This window comes from Microvirga sp. (assembly GCF_014699075.1).
Classification (GTDB): domain Bacteria; phylum Pseudomonadota; class Alphaproteobacteria; order Rhizobiales; family Beijerinckiaceae; genus Microvirga.
This window is the reverse complement of the sequence record NZ_JACXAB010000082.1, coordinates 1-17676: the sequence shown is the minus strand read 5'-3', so window position 1 is coordinate 17676 and position 17676 is coordinate 1. Positions and strand designations below refer to the sequence as shown.

Sequence of the window (17676 nt, the reverse complement as noted above, 5' to 3'; positions counted from 1 at the left end):
AGTGCAAATCCTTTGTTTGTAACGGAATTCGCACCTCAGAATAGAACCCACCCGGCTACAGCGCGGATTCGCATAAGCTTTGTTATGGAACCTATGGTTGTGTTTTCTCGGATTTCGAAACTCAAGGTTAATAGTTCTGATTGGGCCTTTAGAGCTCAATTTTCTGATCGTGGCGTTCATCAAGGCACGATAGACCCCGTCGATAACCTCCTTGGTTTCGGCTCGCCATCGGTCCAGCGAAATTCGGCACAATCTCCATCCATCGGCGCGATGTCTGACTCCTCCTGCAGCCGCGAGTAGAGGCCCTCGAACTAGAAGCAGGATGCGATCGGTTCTTTCGGCGTCAGCTGGCGCGAAGCGCTGTGGACGATCGGTAGGCTCTCAGATGAGGTGGAGCAACTAGCCGAGGTGCCGGCGATCCGGGTTGCGGCACGGGATTTCCATTGATGTGGTCGGCGAGGTTTTGATCCTCAGGAGAGACGCGGCTATTGTCATGACCATGTCATCGCTCTTCGTGATGTCATCAGCACTGTTTTGGGTTTCTTGACCCACCTTGGAGGACAGTCGAATGCGGAAATTCGCAGCTGTGAGCTTTGTTGCCGTCCTAGCGATATGTTCTTCCCTTACCGTCCATGCCCTTGAGCAGGACAAGGCAGATCGGATCAAAACTCTTGTTGATACAGGCATGCAGTATTATTGGTCCGGAGGCGATGTGAAGAAAGCCGAGGCGGAGGTCTTCAAAGGCATCACGCTTCATGGTCGTTATGATGTGGTGGAAAAGGCCTTCGCCGAGGCCTCCATACTCGCCCCTCACCGGCTGGATTTCCGCTATGCCGTAGCGTCGTCGCAGATCCTGCAGAAGAACCTTGCGGGCGCCCGCGCCACCTATGAGGACATCCTAGCAAAAGATCCGAACGCGTTCGCCGCCCACGCCTGGTTGGCAGCCCTCGGCCGTATCGAAGGGAATCAGAGCCAGACCGCCCTTTCCGAACAGGCCATGGCCGGTCTCGATCGGGAGCGTGCCGAGGCCTATCGTCAGCGCTTTGTGCGAGCTGAAGCCATCATGGCGGAGCGGCCGAACGGGGACGTGCCGGCGGTTCCCGGCAAGGTCATGATCGTGACGCTTGGCTATGCCTTGGCCAAGGACGGAACAGCCGAGAAGCCCCTTGTCGATCGGCTGGAGGTGGCGCTGAAAGCGGCGCAGACTAATCCGACGGCTCGTATCATGGTCACCGGCGGGCAGCCTCAGGCGGGGGTGACGGAAGGTGACGTGATGACCAAGTGGCTGGTCGAGAAGGGGATCGACCGCGACCGCATCCTGATCGAAGATAAGTCCAAGGATACCGTCGGCAACGTTCTGAACGTGGCAAACCTTCTGAAGCGCCATACCGCCGACACAGCTATTCTGGTGACCAGCGCGAGCCACATGCGGCGGGCGCGGACCCTTCTTGAGGATGCGTTCCGTCAGTACGGACTTGAGACCCGGATCATGCCCGTTGTGGCCCTTGACGCCCCCTCGGTCGAGGAAGCCGCGAAGGTGTCCAAGGATGAGCGGATGGTGATCTACCGCGACCTGATGCGGGTCTCAGGCCTCTGGGCCTATCCAGGCATCCAACAGTAGGGTCGGCAAGTATCTGATCTTGCCAAGGTTTCACGGGCCTGAGGCCAGAGGTCTCCTCTAATACAAGTCGCCGGAGCGCAACTTCCTATGCGCTCCGGCGTTTGATATATTCCCAGGAAGGCGCAGGTGTTGCGAGCACCTACGTCTCCCCCTGTTTTGCAGGGTTTGACCCGACGGGTCAGGTGGTTAGATCATCCACGGAAGAGCGAGTGTGAGGCTAATACTCCACTCGCTCTTTTCGTTTTTGACCTGCAGGGAAAAGATAATCAATCTTTCCTCCCTGGGAATGCCCCAACCGGCCGCGTGGCGGCAGTCGCGGGGTGCGTGATGAGCGCACCGCTTCAGGGACGAACGAATCTATCCCCAAAGCGCTGCCCTCATGATCTGTGTAGGAGCCAAGGGCCTACAAGTTGGTAAATTGACGTAAGGGGATAGAGCCTAAGGCTTATGCCTTTTTGTCGAGAGCCTCATAGAAGGCTCCAATCTGCGCGGACACCTTAACGTAGAACGGTCCGTCCCCATCCTGGACTCACTTCGGGGCATTGAGTGGTGGTCGGTAGCACATCTAGATCGCTTACGGCACGGGTTGGGTATCAGAGCGCATGATCATTATGGATTGCTGTGCCATGTCACCGCCCCACTGTTGTTGGGTTCAGGTGGATTGTGGTTTCGGAAGTCCTGATCACTTTCGGGGTCCGCAGCGCCCCTTCCCCTCCAAGCGCCGCGGATCGATGCTCATGCAGCGGCTTCGTCGTCCGACCCTTCGGTCTGCGCTGAAGCCTTGTTGAGATGAGGAGCTTTAGCCAGGTGCTGCTCGATGATCTTGCGAGCTTCGGTCGGAGTGACCTGGCTCGCCGCCGAGATTTCTCTAATCATGAAGTCCAGAGTACCTTCAAAGAGCTGCTGCTCGCTGTAAGAAGCCTCTTGCTGTTCTGAACCTCGGTTGAGATCCCTCAGGACCTCAGCAATGGCGGTCAACTGGCCAGTACCTATGCGCTCCTGGAACTCGGTCGCACGACGGTTCCACATTCCCTTCTTGGCCTTCGCCTTTGTGCTGAGGATCTCGAGCGCCTGCTGCACGATCGCAGGCTCGGACAGCTTTCTCAGGCCGCTGCTTTTGGCTTTCGCCAGGGGAATGCGGATGGTGAGGCGGTCCTTGTCAAAGGTGATTACAAAGAGCTCAAGCTTGAACCCGGCGACTTCCTGCTCTTCGATCGCCGTGATCTCACCCACGCCATGCGACGGGTACACGACCTTCTCACCAACCTTGAAGGAAAGAGCATTGTTCTTCATCGTCATTCCGACATGATCTCCTTGGGACACAAGCCCTGCCAATCTAGCGGGTGTGGTTTAACCGTCGAATTCGCGGTGGCTGCGTGAGCGGACCACAAGTTTGCAGAACCCGAGGTAGCTGAAGCGGTTCCCGCATATCGGCTGCGCAGCATGGCTGCGCAAGGGGATGTGTCACCTGAGACAGATGGTAACCTGTCAGTGGTTAAGACGCAGTGGAGCCTCAGAAATCTGGGCGATTGGCGGCGCAACCCTTCCCCTCTCAGGCGCCGCCAATCGAAGCTGTCAGGCAGCCAGAGCCATTTCGGCCTCGGATGTCTCCGATTCATCCTCGTCAAATGCAAAGGCGAGCACACTCTCGTCATGAAGCTGCTGCCAGTCGATCTCTCCTGCTTCGAGAAGGTCACGCATCTGCTCACGGGCATGATGCAGCCTCGCCTCGAAGGGGCTCAGGGAGGCGGCATTCTCAGATCGAGCAGGGCGGGCGGGTGCCGGTTCTTGCCGGCCGGAGCCTGCAGGGCCTTCACCTGCTTCAGGTACCAGTCGGTCATGATCTGGGCCAGGAACTGGTTGGTCTTGCTGATCCCTGCTTCTCGGGCCTCAATCCGAGCTTTGGTACCATAGGCCTCTGGGAATCCACGGTCGCCATGCGCGGGTGGTGCCGGAGTTCGGCGGCTCCGACCCCTTTGAGGCCGAATAGGTGGGGCTGGATGTCGGTCCCGCGGAGTTCCCGATCCAGGGTTTCGATCACCTGGAGGATGCCCTGGGGCCAAGGAGATGCCGCCGGCACATGGATCCAACGCCGACGATTGGGAAGTCCGAGAGATCCGGCATACGCTCCAGGCAGCGGACATAGTCCTCAGGAACCCAGCCCTGCAGCACGGGCATCAAACGGTCGAGGATGCTACGATCTCTGGCGCCGCAAATGCAGGCCCGGTTGAGGTCGACCGTCGCAGAAATCCGGTCCAGGACCAGGCCGCGGTTTCGAGCGACCTCCGGTTCAACGCAGAGATCCATGGAGGCGAACCAAGCCTGTGGGTAGGAAGCGCATAGGTCGAGGTACTGGTCCACGGCCTAGGCAAATCTGCGATATCGGCTCGCGGCAACGAAACCAGCGCTGTCAAGATATGCCTCTAAGCCGTTGAGATAATGCAGATTGCCGGTCTTGAAGCCGTGCCAGACGGGGATGCCGCTGGCATCCTTCTTCCAGATGGAAAGCGCGTTGGCGCTGATCAGGACGGGCGCGTATAGGGCTCGGGCAGCATCGATCAGCGGCCCCCGTATCGCCTGCGGGAGCCCCAAGAGAAACTTGAGCATATCTTTGTCCGGAAAAATTGCGGCTTTAGAGGTTTGTCAGCTAGCGACGGGCAAAGAAAAAGGACCGGCGAAAATTCACCGACCCTCTTGAAAATTCAAAGCTTTATAGAGGTGTCTTAAACCGCCACCTCAATGATGCTGGTGTCGCTGCTTGCGGTCATGCCATTCGTTGAGCAACACCGCGCCCCATCCCAGTGCCAGAAGCAGCGCTGGGGTTACTACAAAGGCGAGAAACGATGTTCCACTCATGGCTCTAATCCTCTAAGGGCACGCCTTGCCGCAAAGTGTAGCCCGATGGCTGTGCCAAGGAAAACCACCACGTCCAGCCCAGTTCCGAGTTGGCCGAAGCGATCCCAAACCCATTCACTTTGAATATAACACCAGCAATCGGGGTTGCTACCCCACGGTGATGCATGCCGTTGACGCCCGGTCCACGGCGTTGGCAAGGAGCTTCTTGTGGTTTGTCGTCCCTTTGGCTCATAGGGAGGGCTTCCTGGTTCCTTAAGCGACCTTGGTGTGGCCTTGAGCGGTTCCGGCTTTGGCGGCGGCGGCGGCCTGCTGCCGCAGGCGCAGGTCGGCCAGTTGCTGGCGCACGTCTTGATACAGCGGACGGAACGCTGAGCCGTTTGTTTCGACGATGTCGGCGAGGATATGCACCGCCCGGACGAGCTTTTCCTCGGTGATGGGGCCGTGGTCGCGCTGATGCCATTCGCTCATGTGCCGTCTCCTCATGATGGGGCGGGCACAGTGCGCCGAGGATGTTGCTAGCAGGTTAAGCTTGCGTGAGGCTTGCCATAGCGTCCAGAAGCTGGCGCCCGGGCCGCCGCTGCCTTAGCATCGCCGGCAAATCAGCCGTCTGGCGGATTGCTATTACTCCGGTCAGCCAAGAACCACCTACCATATTGAACAATGAATCATTTGGACCGACATGTCGTCATCGACGTCGAAACTGCCCAATCCTACGATCACGTCATTGAAATCGCCGCTGTTGAAGTCATCGGCGGGACGATCTCCTCTCGCTCGTTTGTCCGAAGGGTCAAGCCACGCTCAGCTATGAGCCCGTTCTGCTATGCGGTGCATCGTATTTCGCTGGCCGAGCTAGAAAATGAGCCGCACTTTGAGGAGGTTATCCACGATCTTATCGCATTCGTGGGTAACGACACGATCGTCGCTCACAACTATGCCTACGAGTACAACACTCTCAAACGAGAGTTCGAGCGCGCATCACGCCCAACTTATCCGCGAGAGCGCTTCTTCTGCACCATGGCTCTGGCAAAGCGCTCGGGGTTACCCGGCAAACTCCGTCATGCTTGTTCGCAAGCGGGCATCAGCGTTGCTCACCTGCGTGACGCGCATGACGCGTTGAACGATGCCCTCCTGGCGGCCCATCTGTTTCTGAAGCTCAATCCGGCCACGCGGCCATGATCTTGGGGCGGTTGCAGCAGGCGATGACACCTTCACGCAATCTTCGTCTGACAATCTTCCTGCGGGGTTCAGGGGGATGACATGTGCAAGCGACAGATCGACAGGCGGCCAACGCCGCCGGCGCCATCCAATGATAACGGGCCGAGCGTCGTGACTGGTCTAACAGGCGGAAAGCCAGCTTTTCTCAGGTCCGGCATCCTATCTGTTGTCCTGGACCGAACGGACAGTGTCAGGATGGATTTTTTCGCTGAGGGCGTGTTGACGATCCAAGGACGAGACGCATCGATGCAGGTGAGAGATCCCCGGCATTGAGGGTGCGCCCGTAGTTTGCCTTAGAGGTCGGTGTAGCCCTTCTTGCGCTGGGTCTCAGCCCAGCCTTCAATCGCGCGAGAAGCTTCGGGCTCGCTCGGGAAGATATCGACCTTCTCTTGCCCTTTGCTGCCAACATAGCCCCAGTTGCGGACCAGACGGATCGTTCCGAACAGATCTCGTTCAATCATCAAGCTGAAGAACCGCGCCCTGCCCTGCTCCGGTTCACGCCGGTAGAGCACCATATGGTGCCGGATCGGGGAACGAGCATCGGGCATCGGACCGGCGGTACTTACTCAGGCCGGCCCTTCTGAAGCGTTCTTTCCATCTCCCGCATCATGGCGGCCTCGATCTCATCGAGGGTGACCTCGACACCTTGCCCGTTCGTCTGTGCCGGACCAGCCTGAGCCCTGGTGACCGAAGCTTGCTTTGCGGACGGGCGGCTAACGGGCATGCGGGATTGGACTGTAAAGCGGCTTTCGAGGGTGTCGAGCAAGGCGGTGAGCGCCGCATTGGTGAGTGGAGCATCCTGAGACTGCTCGGCACCCCGTAGGGCCAGGGATTGAATGCCGTAGCGGGCCTCTGTTGAGACCTCGGGCCCAAACCATGGCAGAGGATCAAACCCCCTCGCCTCCTCCTCGTTCCGAAACTCAACCGAGACGAAATACAAGCCTTTGGGCCTCATGAACTGGTCGATGAGGGCGTCGCGGTCGCCGATCCGGAGTTTGGTCCGGGTGTAGTCAACTTCGCCAGCACAGACGTCGAGCAGCGCATGGCCATGAGCCAGCGGAACCTCGGTCTGCTCCTCGATATCGCCGTCGGGACCGGTGGTTTTCAGAACCAAGAGGGCCCGGTTCTCTTCAAGGCGCACCCAGGATGTGCGGTCCTTCTGCTCTGGAAAGAAGCCCTCGATCTGGCGTAGGGCCCCCCGCTCGCGCTGGATGAGGCGGGCAAGGGACGAGGCGAGGAGAAAACGGCGACGAATGGTCATGAAACCCAGGAAATGAAAGGGATTGAGGTGGGCCCTCTTACGTATATGGCAAAGGAACAATGCGGCAACCCTGAACCCTGCAATATGGTTTCCGCTCAGCCGCCGGCCTGGGACTTCTCCTTTTCCCGGATCTGACGCTCGCTCAGGTACTGCCGATCGTAAAGAAACAGCGGGTCGGCATCTTCACCCCGCATATCGGATCATGCCGCGATGCTGGACAGCGATACGAGATGGTAATGCGAGGAGTTCGTGTTCCGAGGCTCGAAGACATGGATCTGGTCGTCCGGGCTCTCCGCCATTGCGCCTTTGAGCGAGTGACCCGAATTCAGATGGAGGGTCACGGCGCGGTCGAGCGGCAGTTCCTTGAGGCCGGCGAGAGGATCCTGCTTCTCAGCTTTCCGAACTGGCGTTGGGACGGAGTTTTCGGCCTTCAGCTTGTCCTGAAGTCTCTCGACAAGATCCAGGCCCGTGTCGCCGATGAGGGTCACATCATGAGGGATAGAACGTTGGCGTCTTCGGTGTCGGAGAGGGAGAACTGCTCGCAGTTTGCGAACATGACGAATTCCTTGATTGGGCATGGAAAGGTTAGTCAGCGATCTGCTGGCCAATCTTGTCGATCAGGTCGTTGGCCCGGGGGATGATCCGGGTTCGGATCTCCCGCTCCGCCTGCTCGTACTGGTTCGGGTGGTTGATCAGGGTCACTCCCGACGCAGCTTCGTGAGGTGCCCCTTCTCCTTGATGGGCTGCGCCAGAATAAAGGTTTCGGTGATCGACCAGAGACGATCTTCCTGAAGATCAGATTGCTTCTTGAGGGGTTCGGGCGCTGCCGGGCGAGCGGTCTGAGGCGCTGCCGGAATGTTGCAGGAAAGATCCAGAGAAGAGACGTTATCGACGGCGAGGTCCTCCACCGGCACCGGGACAGTGAGCTTCTCAGACCCGTGGTACACGACAAGGGTGATAGAGTTAGCGAAGTTGCGCTCTCTCCCGGCAAAGGCGCTGCCGTAGTAGAATTCCCCGTTCTGACCTTTTGCCCGCAGCTTGCGATAGATGCCGCCATTGCTTGGCTCGAAGACGGCGTCGGTTGGCAGGCAGGACCTCCAGCCGATCAAACCGGATCTCCGCTCCGGAATGAGGATCCTGCCGGTTGACGGTCAGAAAACCGAGGTGGAAGCGGCTGTTATCGTTCTGGGCACGGCGCATCATCACGGCAGTTCCACCATTCATCGAGAGAACTGAATAGGAAGGTGTCGGTTGAGGCTGGAGCGGGAGCGTCAGGCGAAGAGGACGTGGCTATGTCCGTCCTCGAAGGCCTCAAGAGCGAGATCGCGATCGTCTTCGATGAGGTCTGCGGCAACCGACAGCTTCTCAAGGGTCTGCCATTGCGGCCCTTCGGCTTGGGCCTCATACCGGTCGCGCCACCGCTCAACGGCAACCGGGATGGCGGAAACCTCGGAGACCCGATTGTCCCACCGACACCGTCACAGTCGATGCCGCCATACACGATGGCAACGTTGCCGTTTTCCTGTAGCTGCCCAATCCTCGATTTGAGATCGGCCCGTCGGTCGAGAAAATCCACCTTGTTGCGGATCAACTCGCGGAACAGACGACGGATGAGGCTGCGGTTCTTGCACGTGATCTGCATCGGGATCTCCCTTCACCCTTTTGAGGATTTGACCAACTGCCGGGTTCACCCAATGATCGACTGAAGACCTCAGATCATGAATTCTGGTACACCTCCGCTTCGTAATCTTACTTAGAAGGTTTCAGATGCGAGAAATCAGTACTGCAATTTGATCAGTGCCAGCAGGCCGGCTCGCGCCGTGCATAGACGTTGAGGAGCAGGATCTTCTCCGTGCTTACAACCTCAGGGTCTTTTATGGTTCAATTCTCAACAAAAAGGGGACGACCTAAAGCCGCCCCTTTTCGTCAATCTGAGCTCTAGAACCCAGAATAGTTCTCTGTGTGTATTAGATGATCCGGATCTTGTCTGGCGTCAGCCAGAGATATGGATCGAGCTTTACAAACTTAATGGCACCGCCGGAGCCAATCCCGTCAGCATCGTAGGACAGAACACCCGTTGCATAGTCATAGAGGATGCGGTCGCCGGCATCGTTTGATTTTCCGGTCCATTGGAACTCGTTCCAACCGATCTTTCCGGAGCTTCCAAGGTTTTTGAATACATCTCTGGCCAGAACAATCGTGTCCTCAATCGGGTTGAACCCTTGAATGGTATCGATTTCGCCTTTGCCGATATTCGTGTTGAACACGAATGCGTCACGTCCGGCACCGCCCTTGAGGAGGTCGGCACCCACCCCGCCATAGATCTTGTCGTTGCCGGACCCGCCTGTGATGGTGTCGCGACCGTTTCCGCCGACAATAGTGTCACTTGCAAAAGGATGAGACATAAAGCTAAGAGGAGAATCGGGGCGAATTCTTGGCTGGGATGTCCATCCGAGGTTGGGGGAGCCTGTACCTTCTCCAAGCCTCGGCAGCATTCAGCTGTGATGTCATCGCTCAGCGCTGGCGCAAGTTCTGCATCTGTAGTGGGCGATGCAGGGCCGATCCCCCGCCCCTTTTGAGGGACCTTTTAGGAGTGGATTGCTGCTCTCAAGCTTAGGTCTCGGGCGTGTCAAGAGAAGAAGCTCAAGATTTACAACATTCCGAATCCTGAAGGCCCCAAGGGCTATGGATTGAACGTTTCGAACGGCACGCACGAGTGTGTCCTTGAGTAGGACTTCGAATCGCGTTCCGTACCAAGCATCTCACCAGACTTACGCGCTCCACGCGCCATACAACTTTGTGCTTGATGTCTGCTCTTCGAACGGGATCCCATAAGTGAGCGCCAGTCGGATCACCTGCGCCATTCCTGGGGAAATACCATCGAACTGCTCAAGCTGGTGCGCATTCGCCCTGAGCTGGTCCAAAGTCTGGATGTTTTCTCTTCGCATCACCTCCCACGCGATCGGAGGCAGATAGAGACCTTCAATGTGTCCTGGGCAAGTGTCATAAACATGCGTCATAGGACGCTCCTTAGCCTTGCAGGCAGCAGGACGTTCAACTCTCAGCCGTCGGAGCCTGATCATTCAAGCCGGCGATGGCCTGTTGAAGATCTCCGCCGAGCATACCACCAATACGAGTCCATAAACAGTCCATAATTCTGCTACCGGAAATTCCGGACGATCTTCTTACGCTCGCGTAATGCCGTGTTGCGGAAATTAGCTTTTACGATTGGCTCCCGGGTGAGCCGGGTAAATATTCATTGGCTGTCGCGCGCGGCAAAGAACAGAATCCTCATAACAGTCCGCTGGACACTCCTGGCATCGTGGTCTCTCTAACTGCTTCCTGTCGCGCACCATCCGTTCCAACATTGAGCTCCGCTACCAGAGTGCGAAGACGAACGAGATTGACCGGGAGTAGCACCAGATGGAGGAGCAGGACCGGCAGATATACACCCATCGCCCCATACGCGATAAAGCAGCCATTCGCCCCGAGCGCGAGGATGCGCATGGGCAGCATCGACCGCTGGGCAAAGGTCGCAAGCGTCAGACCGGAGGCGGCATAGCCAAGAAGGTCGATCCAGTTCAGCATCATGGCAATTATCCTCGTCAGTTGGGCGCAGTGTTCCCCTTCTGAGCGCCAGCTTTCGACTCAGGTTCTATGTGCGCAAGGCGCTCCTGTATTGTTTGGATTTCCTTTTTTCTGAGTGAGCGACGTGACCAGTGACCTTCCTATGATGGTCCGATCCGCTCGCTCACGACCCTCAGCCGAAATGGGAGAGAGCCGGATCTGTTCGTCAGCGTTGTCCCTGCCACCCCAGATTTGGCTGCAAGATCGGGATGCTCTGTTGATGGCACGGCAGCTTCGAGAACCTTCAGGGTTGCCTTGAACACAGCGCGCTTCCAGGCTGTAAGGCCCAAAATGACCAGGCAGCAGAACGTGTTTGCGGCGAAGACCGCGGCCATGCGCCAGTCATCCACCACAAGGACCGCGTAGGCGACGGTGGAGAGATGAGACACGCCAAAGAGCGCCCATGTTGTGTAGGAGATGGCGGTCGCGCCTTGCGTGTCGCGACCGATCTTAATCATCTGCGGCAGATAAGCGAATACCCGAGCCGTGTTGCACAAGGTGAACACGCCCAGAGCGGCATCGGCTGGCGTGATCGGCATGATCAATCATCGAGGTACGTGCTGAATGGGCAGTACGAGATGACTTCACCTCGGGTTTCGAGGATTTTCTGTGCGACTTTGTCGAGCTTGTCGGCCCCGAAGCGCTCGTAAAGATTGGTTACGGAAAGTTGGGGCTCTGATACGTAGCTGCGGCCAACGAGATGCAGCGCAGCGGCTCCTTCGTCCGAGCCGAACTTGTTTGCGAAGTACAATCCCTGACACCGGCAGCTGGGCACAGCAGCCTCGGAGATCGTTCTGCACTCCGCTTCGCTATCAAACGGCGGCTCGGCGGCCTGCACCCCGGACAGCGAGAGAACTATACCAAGAGCAGCATTTATAAGCTCACGTTCCATTAACTCGGCTCCTTCCGATGTAAGCACCAGTACGCAGCAACGTTCAACACTGCACGCATGCGCGAAAGCTAGCCTGCCGATCAGGGATGATCGGCTTCATCAAACTGCTACGAGTGACTTTACGCGCAAGGCGGCCTTCACCTCCGAGCGCCTCAGGCTCTATGCAGATGCCCGAGAAGGTTCGGCAAAAGCAATCAGTTGGCGATCTGAAGGTGGGATCCCCGTCAGCGCCCACGCCGACTCAACTAATGACTTCAGTCTACTCTTTGGCCTAAAGTTGGCAATACCAAAAACAGTCCAAAAGCGGCCGACTACTGTATCCGTTCGGCATCTTGAGCGGCTAAGAAGAGATCCAGTTGCTCAAAATTCGGCAGAACATCAAAAACGCCGATCTCCATGCACAGAATGGCTCCGCAGGCGGTGGCCTGCCTGAGGCATTCCGGCAACGGCCGACCTTGGAGCAGCCCGACAGCGAGACCTGCCGTGAAAGCATCGCCTGCTCCGAGCGTATCGATGACTTTGACCGGAAAGGAGGGCTGGCGGAGCGGCGGGATTCCTTTCTGGTAGGCGATTGCGCCTTCGCTGCCTAGCGTCACCACGATCAGTTCAGGGCCTTGCTCCAGCAGCGCGGCGGCCATGTCATTCAGGCTCTCCAGCGTTCCGTGAGCTCCAAAACCAGAGGCCTCGGCAAGTTGGGTGGCCTCGACACAGTTGAGGACCAAGACCGACGTATATTCAAGCATGCGCTGATCGACATGACGAAAGGGCGAGGGGTTCAGCAAAGTTCGAACGCCTGCGTCCTGAGCCAGAGCAAAGGCCTCCAGGATCGGCTCATCCCCGATCTCGAACTGAGCGAGCACGAGGTGAGCCTCTCGCACTGCCTGTTCCACTGAGCGGATATCCTGCGCTGACAGGAGCAGGTTGGCGCCAGGGCAGACCGCAAGGCAGTTCTCGCCGTGTGAGTCCGTAAAGCCAATGCCACTCCCCGTTTTTGCGTCCACCTGGCGCAACATTGCGGATGAGAGCCCTGTCTGTGCAAAGGCTGACTGTGCCAGTTGCGAGAACAGGTCAGTTCCAATAGAAAATATTCCGTCGACTCTCGCCCCCAGACGGTGCGCCCCAAGAGCTAGGTTGAGACCCTTGCCACCCGGTTCGGCCGTGAAGGCTTCGGCTCGCAGGGACTCGCCAGGCCGGGGGAGATGGGGGACCTTGGCACTGCAGGCGACCACAAAGCTGCCGAGGACAAAGAGTGAAGCAGGCTGGTCCATGGTAGAATAAGCCATTGTGAAGAAGCAGAAGCAGCCGCCAAAACAACGCGCGACAGGCGGACCGCACAGTGTAGACGCGCCCGCACCTTCAGCCCAGATCCCCCAGACGGGGAGGTCGACCGAAAGACCGTTGCTGTCCGATCTTGTGCAGTTGCGGAGCGACACGGCAATGCCGCTGTACCAACAACTCGAGCAGCAGCTTGAAGACCTGATCAGGGATGGAACCCTGCCCGCCGGCACCGTCCTGCCGGCAGAGCGCCAGCTCGCAGAAAGTTTGGGGCTGAGCCGGGCAACTATCCAGCGCGCCTACCACACTCTTCGGCAACGCGACCTAGTGGCGGCACAGGGCCGGCTGGGCTTCCTGATCCAGGGCGCTAGTGCGCGGCTACATCCGGGTATGGATCGGCTCAAGGGCTTCACGGAGGAGATGCGCCTTCTCGGGAAAGTGCCCTCGTCCCGCATACTGGAGCGCAAGGTGGTGAGCGATCGCTCCATCGCGTCGATCTTCGGCCTGCCCTCCCCGGCCCGCTTTCTGAAGCTCGTGCGGGTGCGCTATGGCGACGGCGTGCCGTTGTCGCGTGAGGTGGCGTGGTACAATCTGTCAGCAGCCCCGGATCTGGAACACGGGGACTTGTCCGGATCTGTCTACACGTTTCTAGCCGACCGCTGCAGGCTCCCACTCATTTACTGCGATCAGACAGTTGAGGCCACGATGGCGAACGAGGAGGAGTGCGAAATCTTCGGCTTTGCCCAACCGCTCCCGTGCCTGCTGATCAAGCGTCGCAGCTATACGCATGGCGAAGTTATGATGGAGTATGTAGAGGGGCTGTTCCGAGGTGATGCTTACAGCTACCGGCTCAGGCTTGGTACGTAACAGCTGCGATGGCATCGTCAACTTAACGCTCTTACTTGCTCGTTCTGGAGTTTAGGTCTGGAGCCAACCACGCATTTTCAATAGCTTAGATCCATCAGGAAATCCCTCAAATCGCCCCAAAGCGGTCTTTACTTGGTTAAGTTGACGATGCCGGTTCGAGGCTGGCAAGAGCCATCTTCTCGTCGGGTGTGAGACCAAGCTCACTCTCCAGTTGAGGAATGAGGGACTCTGTCATGCGAAGACCGGGAACGTCATAAGGAAAGCCGCCTAGCGGATCATTGAGATCAAGCTAGCATCAGGAAAGCAGGTCTCGGCACGATGATTTCTCATCTGCCACTGGCCAATGGCTGTGCGGGTCGCAAAGCCGGTCAGGCCGTCGACCTTGCCGACATCGTGGCCTTGGGACTGCAGGCGCTCCTGCATGGCCCAGATATCACCCCGCCTTAAAGGATTGGTCGGCACCCACGCTGCCTGAAAGCTCGAGCCGCCGCGCAGCCGATCGGCGAGATGGCCGATGAACAGCGCATAGAGGTCGGACTCATTATAGTGCTTGAGCACGTAAAAGTTCTCTGACGCCAGAAATGCTGGTCCAAGGCGCCCGGCCGGCATCAGCAAGAACGCAGTTGCATCGCTGCTCTCGTCTGGAAGGGATGTCTGGTCGGCGCGAGCGAGGCCGAGCTGAGTCCACTCCCGCACCGGTTTGCCTTGCCGCGGCCCTTCCAAGGTGCAGGAGACACTCGCCGGCACCCGCACCTCCACACCCCAACTCCTCCCTTGCTTCCAACCATGCTCATGCAGATAGTGGGCAATGGACGCGAGGCTGTCCGGCACCGAGCGCCAGATGTCGCGCTGTCCGTCTCCATCCGCGTCAATGGCATAGCGCAGGAACTTTGAGGGCAGCAGCTGCGGCTGCCCCATGGCCCCAGCCCAAGAGGACAGTAAGGTCTCCTCCGGCCACTGATCCTGCTCCAGGATCAGCAGCGCTGCCAGCAACTCGGGATAGTAGAGCGTGCGCCGCCGGCCCATGAAGGCTTGCGTGGCCAGAACCCTCACGGCCTGGTGCTTGGGCCTGACCCGGCCGAAATACGACTCGCGGCCCCAGATCGCCACGATGATCTCCCGCGGCACACCATAGCGCTGCTCGATCATCGTCAGAGCGCTCCCCCACTGCTTCAGGAGGTTTCCGCCGGCTGTCGCGAGCGAGGTGAGCTGGCCTTCCGAGAAGTAGAGGCCGGGATTCTGGAATTCGGCCTGCTGCTGATCGTTCCGTGAGGTTGTTTGGCCTGGGGGCTGCAGCTCCGGCAAATTCCAGTCGAGCGTGAGGCGCGCGAGGGCCCGATCAAACGTCTTGCGGGAAATCCCTTGCTTTTGCGCATCAGGCCAGACAGTGCCGGCCAGCCATTCACGGAACTGATCCTCGACCTGTTGTCGCGACGCTGATCTCTGCGCCTGTGCCAGCGAGCGCTCCGCCGCCACAAGGGTGCACGAACCGATGGCAAGCAGAATGGCGAACACGCAGCAGACATAGCGGATGAGCATCATAAGCACCCTAGATCGGGATTATCCCACAAGGCACACATCTGTTCCGCGCCCGGATGGCTCAAGTCTTTTTCTCCCTGAGACGCCTTTCCTGAGCGGATGAGCTATCAGGCAGCGTCATGGCCTGAGGAAGGGAAGAGAGCCAATCAACGATCTTGTCCGGCTCAACACCTCTCTTGGAGCGTGCATTCGCGATCCGCTGCTCCTCGAGCCTCTGCTGGCGCTCGCTCCATTCGTTCACCGCAGTGGCAACACGCCCGAAGTAAGCAGCCGGTGCGCCCGCGCCGGCAACGGCCTGTCCCGTCTCGCCGCGGCGGCGGCCCATCCAGACACCGAATACCCGCTGCTGACTCCAGCCAATGAACCAGGCATCGGCGTTGCCAGTGGAGGTCCCGGTCTTCCCGTAAGCTGCCCAGCGCTTCATCTGCGCCGCGCGTCCGGTCCCATGCTGGACCACCTCACGTAAAACAGCCTGGGTCGGCTCAATGCATTTCTCCGGGATGACCCTCTTGCGCATGGAGGTGAGGAAGTCAGCTCGCACTTGGCCGCGACCATCGACCACCGCCAGCACGCCGGATGGCTCGACACGGTAGCCCCCATTGGCCACGGCTGTATAGGCTGCCGTCATGGCCATGACATTGCTTGAGTAGGAGCCGAGGACAAACCCCGCCTCAGCAACAGGGCCGAGGTCAATCCCGATGCGCCGGCTGACCTCGGCGACGGTGTCTGATCCAATCTCCTGCGCCAGCCGCACGGCAGCCGCATTGCGCGAGGAGGCAAAAGCCTCCTTCAGCGTCGTCTGACCGCGATAGCCGATTTCACCGTTCGCGGGCCATGTCCCCCTGATCGGCTGGTCGATGACCCAGCTCCCCGGAGACTTGCCGGCCTCACAGGCAGCGATCAAAAGCGGCAGCTTCGCTGTCGAGCCGGCCTGGACGTTGGCCTTCACGGCGTTGTTGAACTGCCGCTGGGACCAATTGACGGACCCCACCATCGCCTGCACGCGTCCATTGGGAGCCATCATCACTGCGCCAGCATCATATTGGGGTGGAACAGCCCCGTCCTTGACCAGCCTGCTGAGTTGTTGCTCCGCGATATGCTGGATCTGCGGGTTCAGGGTGACGAAGAAGCGAACCGTCTCACCCGGCTGCACGTACTTGTCGGCCCAGGTCTCCACCACCCACTCAGCAAAGGCCTGCGGCTGGATCTTGAACTCCGGCAGCAGGCCGGGGCGGATGCCAGCCTTTTCAGCCTGACGGCGCTCCTTATCCGTAATCCTGCCCTGCTCGGCCATGAGCTTCAGGACGAGAAGGGCTCGTTCGTGCGCCCGCTCCTGTGTTTTCTCCCGGAGCGGATTTAGCCTTGCAGGCGCCTTGACCATCCCGGCCAGCAGAGCAGCCTCGTATAGGGTCAGATCCTTGGGTTCCTTACGGAAATAGTGGCGGCTCGCCCGGTACAGCCCAACGATGTCGCGGCCACCAAACTCGATCTGGTTGAGGTACGCCGCTAAGAGCTCTTCCTTGCCCACTGCCTCGTCGAAGAGGCCGGCGTACCAGACCTCCGCCCCTTTGCGCTCGAGACGCGTGAGCACGTTACTCCCGCGTAGATCGTGGAACACCAAGTTCTTGAGGAGTTGCATTGGGATCGTGCTGCCACCCCGGGTGAGGCCGCCTTTGAGCACAGACAGCAAGGCTGCGACATCAACGCCGCCGTGGTTGAAATAGCGCTTGTCCTCGACGGCCACGATGGCCTTCTTCATGACATCAGGGATCTCTGAGGGTGTAAGCAAGACTGGGCAGCGGCAGTAGGCATCCCATCCGGTTGTGGTGCGGGTGACTATTACCTGGGGCGACGCCACTAGGAGGCGAAGGGACCGAGGCTGGAGATCCCAGAAGTGAACCGGGTCTGCGGCTTGTGCGGTGGAGATGTGGGAGAAGATGGCAAGCAGGAGAGCAGTGGCAAGAGCCAGAGCGCGGGTCATCGGAGGCCCTGTGATGCGCCAACCGATTCGGCGCGAGGACCTTCAACAAACATGATGATTATGGCCGAAACTGGTATGATGTCGCGGCTAAGCTGACGTGCTGTGTCTGAGGGCTCTATGGTCTGTTCGCACTACTGCTTGACGAAGGGACACAGCCTCACCTCCTGGCTGCTTCTCGCCTGTGTTGAGCGGCACCACCTCTGAATGAACGTCGGTTGGGGCAAGATTATCCTTCAGGTGGAGCAATAATCGAGTCCGGTTCGGCTGTTCGTGCTCGGAAGACAAGCCATGGACGGCTGGAGTAAGAAAGTCTGGTTAAGAGCTTACCACCCCGGCTCTGCGGACACCACAAATTTGCCGGGTTCATAAGGCCCCACCCGGCTAGATTGTTGCGCGGTCCGGTCGATCGCGTCTGCGACAGCGTCCGCAGCCAGGTGATGGATCATATCGCCGAGTCCTGGGGGTTGTTGTCATGTCTGGATGGCGCCCGTTTGGCAATGTGATTGTTGTTGACGTTTCGGCCTAGCGGGGCGGGTGCAGTC

At 58.8% G+C, this 17676-nt stretch carries 20 protein-coding genes; 4 read left to right on the top strand and 16 right to left on the bottom strand.

Annotation, left to right across the window (positions count from 1 at the left end; all coding sequences use genetic code 11):
• Nucleotides 1-300, top strand: a 300-nt coding sequence (locus tag IC232_RS32170) for a hypothetical protein (protein ID WP_210335559.1), incomplete at its 5' end; no start/stop codon positions are given.
• 385 nt (nt 301-685) lie between these two features.
• Nucleotides 686-1621 (top strand): YdcF family protein, encoded by a 936-nt coding sequence (locus IC232_RS30735; RefSeq protein ID WP_246812510.1) that lies wholly within the window; start codon nt 686-688, stop codon nt 1619-1621.
• Between the two features lie 735 nt (nt 1622-2356).
• On the opposite strand, the gene IC232_RS30730 is transcribed toward IC232_RS30735, so the two are convergent.
• The 4 genes from IC232_RS30730 to IC232_RS30720 all read right to left on the bottom strand — a co-directional run bounded on the left by IC232_RS30730 (nt 2357) and on the right by IC232_RS30720 (nt 4945).
• On the bottom strand, nt 2357-2920 hold the full coding sequence (locus tag IC232_RS30730) for a CarD family transcriptional regulator (RefSeq protein ID WP_190848747.1): 564 nt from the start codon (nt 2918-2920) through the stop codon (nt 2357-2359).
• 276 nt (nt 2921-3196) lie between these two features.
• Nucleotides 3197-3322 carry a hypothetical protein gene (locus IC232_RS33035; protein WP_281413454.1) on the bottom strand — a complete coding sequence of 42 codons (126 nt, stop codon included), beginning with the start codon at nt 3320-3322 and terminating at the stop codon, nt 3197-3199.
• A 663-nt stretch (nt 3323-3985) separates the two neighbouring features.
• Nucleotides 3986-4228: a hypothetical protein gene (locus IC232_RS30725; RefSeq protein ID WP_190848746.1), complete on the bottom strand. Its 243-nt coding sequence runs from the start codon at nt 4226-4228 to the stop codon at nt 3986-3988.
• A gap of 501 nt (nt 4229-4729) precedes the next feature.
• Nucleotides 4730-4945, bottom strand: coding sequence for a hypothetical protein (locus IC232_RS30720; RefSeq protein WP_190848745.1), 216 nt, complete (start codon nt 4943-4945; stop codon nt 4730-4732).
• Between the two features lie 192 nt (nt 4946-5137).
• Here IC232_RS30720 and IC232_RS30715 point away from each other — a divergent pair, with 192 nt between their 5' ends.
• Nucleotides 5138-5653, top strand: coding sequence for a 3'-5' exonuclease (locus IC232_RS30715; RefSeq protein WP_190848744.1), 516 nt, complete (start codon nt 5138-5140; stop codon nt 5651-5653).
• 332 nt (nt 5654-5985) lie between these two features.
• Here IC232_RS30715 and IC232_RS30710 read toward each other — a convergent pair whose 3' ends face one another.
• The 10 genes from IC232_RS30710 to IC232_RS30665 form a co-directional block, all read right to left on the bottom strand.
• A complete protein-coding gene (locus IC232_RS30710) occupies nt 5986-6207 on the bottom strand; it encodes a WGR domain-containing protein (protein WP_246812509.1) in 222 nt (73 codons plus the stop codon).
• Nucleotides 6208-6254: 47 nt separating this feature from the next.
• Complete coding sequence (locus IC232_RS30705; protein WP_190848740.1) at nt 6255-6953, bottom strand: hypothetical protein; 699 nt, start codon at nt 6951-6953, stop codon at nt 6255-6257.
• Between the two features lie 200 nt (nt 6954-7153).
• Nucleotides 7154-7441, bottom strand: a complete 288-nt coding sequence (locus tag IC232_RS30700; protein WP_190848738.1) for a hypothetical protein — start codon at nt 7439-7441, stop codon at nt 7154-7156.
• Between the two features lie 210 nt (nt 7442-7651).
• The gene (locus tag IC232_RS30695) at nt 7652-8062 is read right to left on the bottom strand and encodes a hypothetical protein (RefSeq protein WP_190848736.1); all 411 of its coding nucleotides are present in this window, start codon (nt 8060-8062) and stop codon (nt 7652-7654) included.
• 858 nt (nt 8063-8920) lie between these two features.
• Nucleotides 8921-9448, bottom strand: a complete 528-nt coding sequence (locus tag IC232_RS30690) for a hypothetical protein (RefSeq protein WP_190848734.1) — start codon at nt 9446-9448, stop codon at nt 8921-8923.
• 276 nt (nt 9449-9724) lie between these two features.
• A complete protein-coding gene (locus IC232_RS30685; protein ID WP_190848732.1) occupies nt 9725-9973 on the bottom strand; it encodes a hypothetical protein in 249 nt (82 codons plus the stop codon).
• A gap of 271 nt (nt 9974-10244) precedes the next feature.
• Entirely contained in the window at nt 10245-10544 is a 300-nt protein-coding gene (locus tag IC232_RS30680; RefSeq protein ID WP_190848730.1) for a hypothetical protein, read from the bottom strand.
• 137 nt (nt 10545-10681) lie between these two features.
• The gene (locus IC232_RS30675) at nt 10682-11119 is read right to left on the bottom strand and encodes a hypothetical protein (protein ID WP_190848728.1); all 438 of its coding nucleotides are present in this window, start codon (nt 11117-11119) and stop codon (nt 10682-10684) included.
• A gap of 2 nt (nt 11120-11121) precedes the next feature.
• Nucleotides 11122-11472: a hypothetical protein gene (locus IC232_RS30670; protein ID WP_190848726.1), complete on the bottom strand. Its 351-nt coding sequence runs from the start codon at nt 11470-11472 to the stop codon at nt 11122-11124.
• 311 nt (nt 11473-11783) lie between these two features.
• Nucleotides 11784-12740, bottom strand: coding sequence for a ribokinase (locus IC232_RS30665; protein WP_246812511.1), 957 nt, complete (start codon nt 12738-12740; stop codon nt 11784-11786).
• Nucleotides 12741-12909: 169 nt separating this feature from the next.
• Here IC232_RS30665 and IC232_RS30660 point away from each other — a divergent pair, with 169 nt between their 5' ends.
• Nucleotides 12910-13614 (top strand): GntR family transcriptional regulator, encoded by a 705-nt coding sequence (locus tag IC232_RS30660; protein ID WP_190848725.1) that lies wholly within the window; start codon nt 12910-12912, stop codon nt 13612-13614.
• Between the two features lie 267 nt (nt 13615-13881).
• On the opposite strand, the gene IC232_RS30655 is transcribed toward IC232_RS30660, so the two are convergent.
• On the bottom strand, nt 13882-15153 hold the full coding sequence (locus IC232_RS30655) for a lytic murein transglycosylase (protein WP_190848724.1): 1272 nt from the start codon (nt 15151-15153) through the stop codon (nt 13882-13884).
• 61 nt (nt 15154-15214) lie between these two features.
• A complete protein-coding gene (locus IC232_RS30650; protein WP_190848723.1) occupies nt 15215-17134 on the bottom strand; it encodes a transglycosylase domain-containing protein in 1920 nt (639 codons plus the stop codon).
• Between the last annotated feature and the right edge of the window lie 542 nt (nt 17135-17676).

Excerpts from the sequence above, each read along its gene's own strand:
- IC232_RS33035 (WP_281413454.1), bottom strand. The coding sequence starts at position 3,322 with ATGCGTGACCTTCTCGAAGCAGGAGAGATCGACTGGCAGCAGCTTCAT.
- IC232_RS30735 (WP_246812510.1), top strand. The coding sequence starts at position 686 with ATGCAGTATTATTGGTCCGGAGGCGATGTGAAGAAAGCCGAGGCGGAG.
- IC232_RS30690 (WP_190848734.1), bottom strand. The coding sequence starts at position 9,448 with ATGCTGCCGAGGCTTGGAGAAGGTACAGGCTCCCCCAACCTCGGATGG.
- IC232_RS30725 (WP_190848746.1), bottom strand. The coding sequence starts at position 4,228 with ATGCTCAAGTTTCTCTTGGGGCTCCCGCAGGCGATACGGGGGCCGCTG.
- IC232_RS30715 (WP_190848744.1), top strand. The coding sequence starts at position 5,138 with ATGAATCATTTGGACCGACATGTCGTCATCGACGTCGAAACTGCCCAA.
- IC232_RS30655 (WP_190848724.1), bottom strand. The coding sequence starts at position 15,153 with ATGCTCATCCGCTATGTCTGCTGCGTGTTCGCCATTCTGCTTGCCATC.
- IC232_RS30675 (WP_190848728.1), bottom strand. The coding sequence starts at position 11,119 with ATGCCGATCACGCCAGCCGATGCCGCTCTGGGCGTGTTCACCTTGTGC.
- IC232_RS30660 (WP_190848725.1), top strand. The coding sequence starts at position 12,910 with ATGCCGCTGTACCAACAACTCGAGCAGCAGCTTGAAGACCTGATCAGG.
- IC232_RS30685 (WP_190848732.1), bottom strand. The coding sequence starts at position 9,973 with ATGACGCATGTTTATGACACTTGCCCAGGACACATTGAAGGTCTCTAT.
- IC232_RS30730 (WP_190848747.1), bottom strand. The coding sequence starts at position 2,920 with ATGACGATGAAGAACAATGCTCTTTCCTTCAAGGTTGGTGAGAAGGTC.
- IC232_RS30665 (WP_246812511.1), bottom strand. The coding sequence starts at position 12,740 with ATGGACCAGCCTGCTTCACTCTTTGTCCTCGGCAGCTTTGTGGTCGCC.
- IC232_RS30670 (WP_190848726.1), bottom strand. The coding sequence starts at position 11,472 with ATGGAACGTGAGCTTATAAATGCTGCTCTTGGTATAGTTCTCTCGCTG.
- IC232_RS30710 (WP_246812509.1), bottom strand. The coding sequence starts at position 6,207 with ATGGTGCTCTACCGGCGTGAACCGGAGCAGGGCAGGGCGCGGTTCTTC.
- IC232_RS30705 (WP_190848740.1), bottom strand. The coding sequence starts at position 6,953 with ATGACCATTCGTCGCCGTTTTCTCCTCGCCTCGTCCCTTGCCCGCCTC.
- IC232_RS30720 (WP_190848745.1), bottom strand. The coding sequence starts at position 4,945 with ATGAGCGAATGGCATCAGCGCGACCACGGCCCCATCACCGAGGAAAAG.
- IC232_RS30650 (WP_190848723.1), bottom strand. The coding sequence starts at position 17,134 with ATGACCCGCGCTCTGGCTCTTGCCACTGCTCTCCTGCTTGCCATCTTC.
- IC232_RS30680 (WP_190848730.1), bottom strand. The coding sequence starts at position 10,544 with ATGATGCTGAACTGGATCGACCTTCTTGGCTATGCCGCCTCCGGTCTG.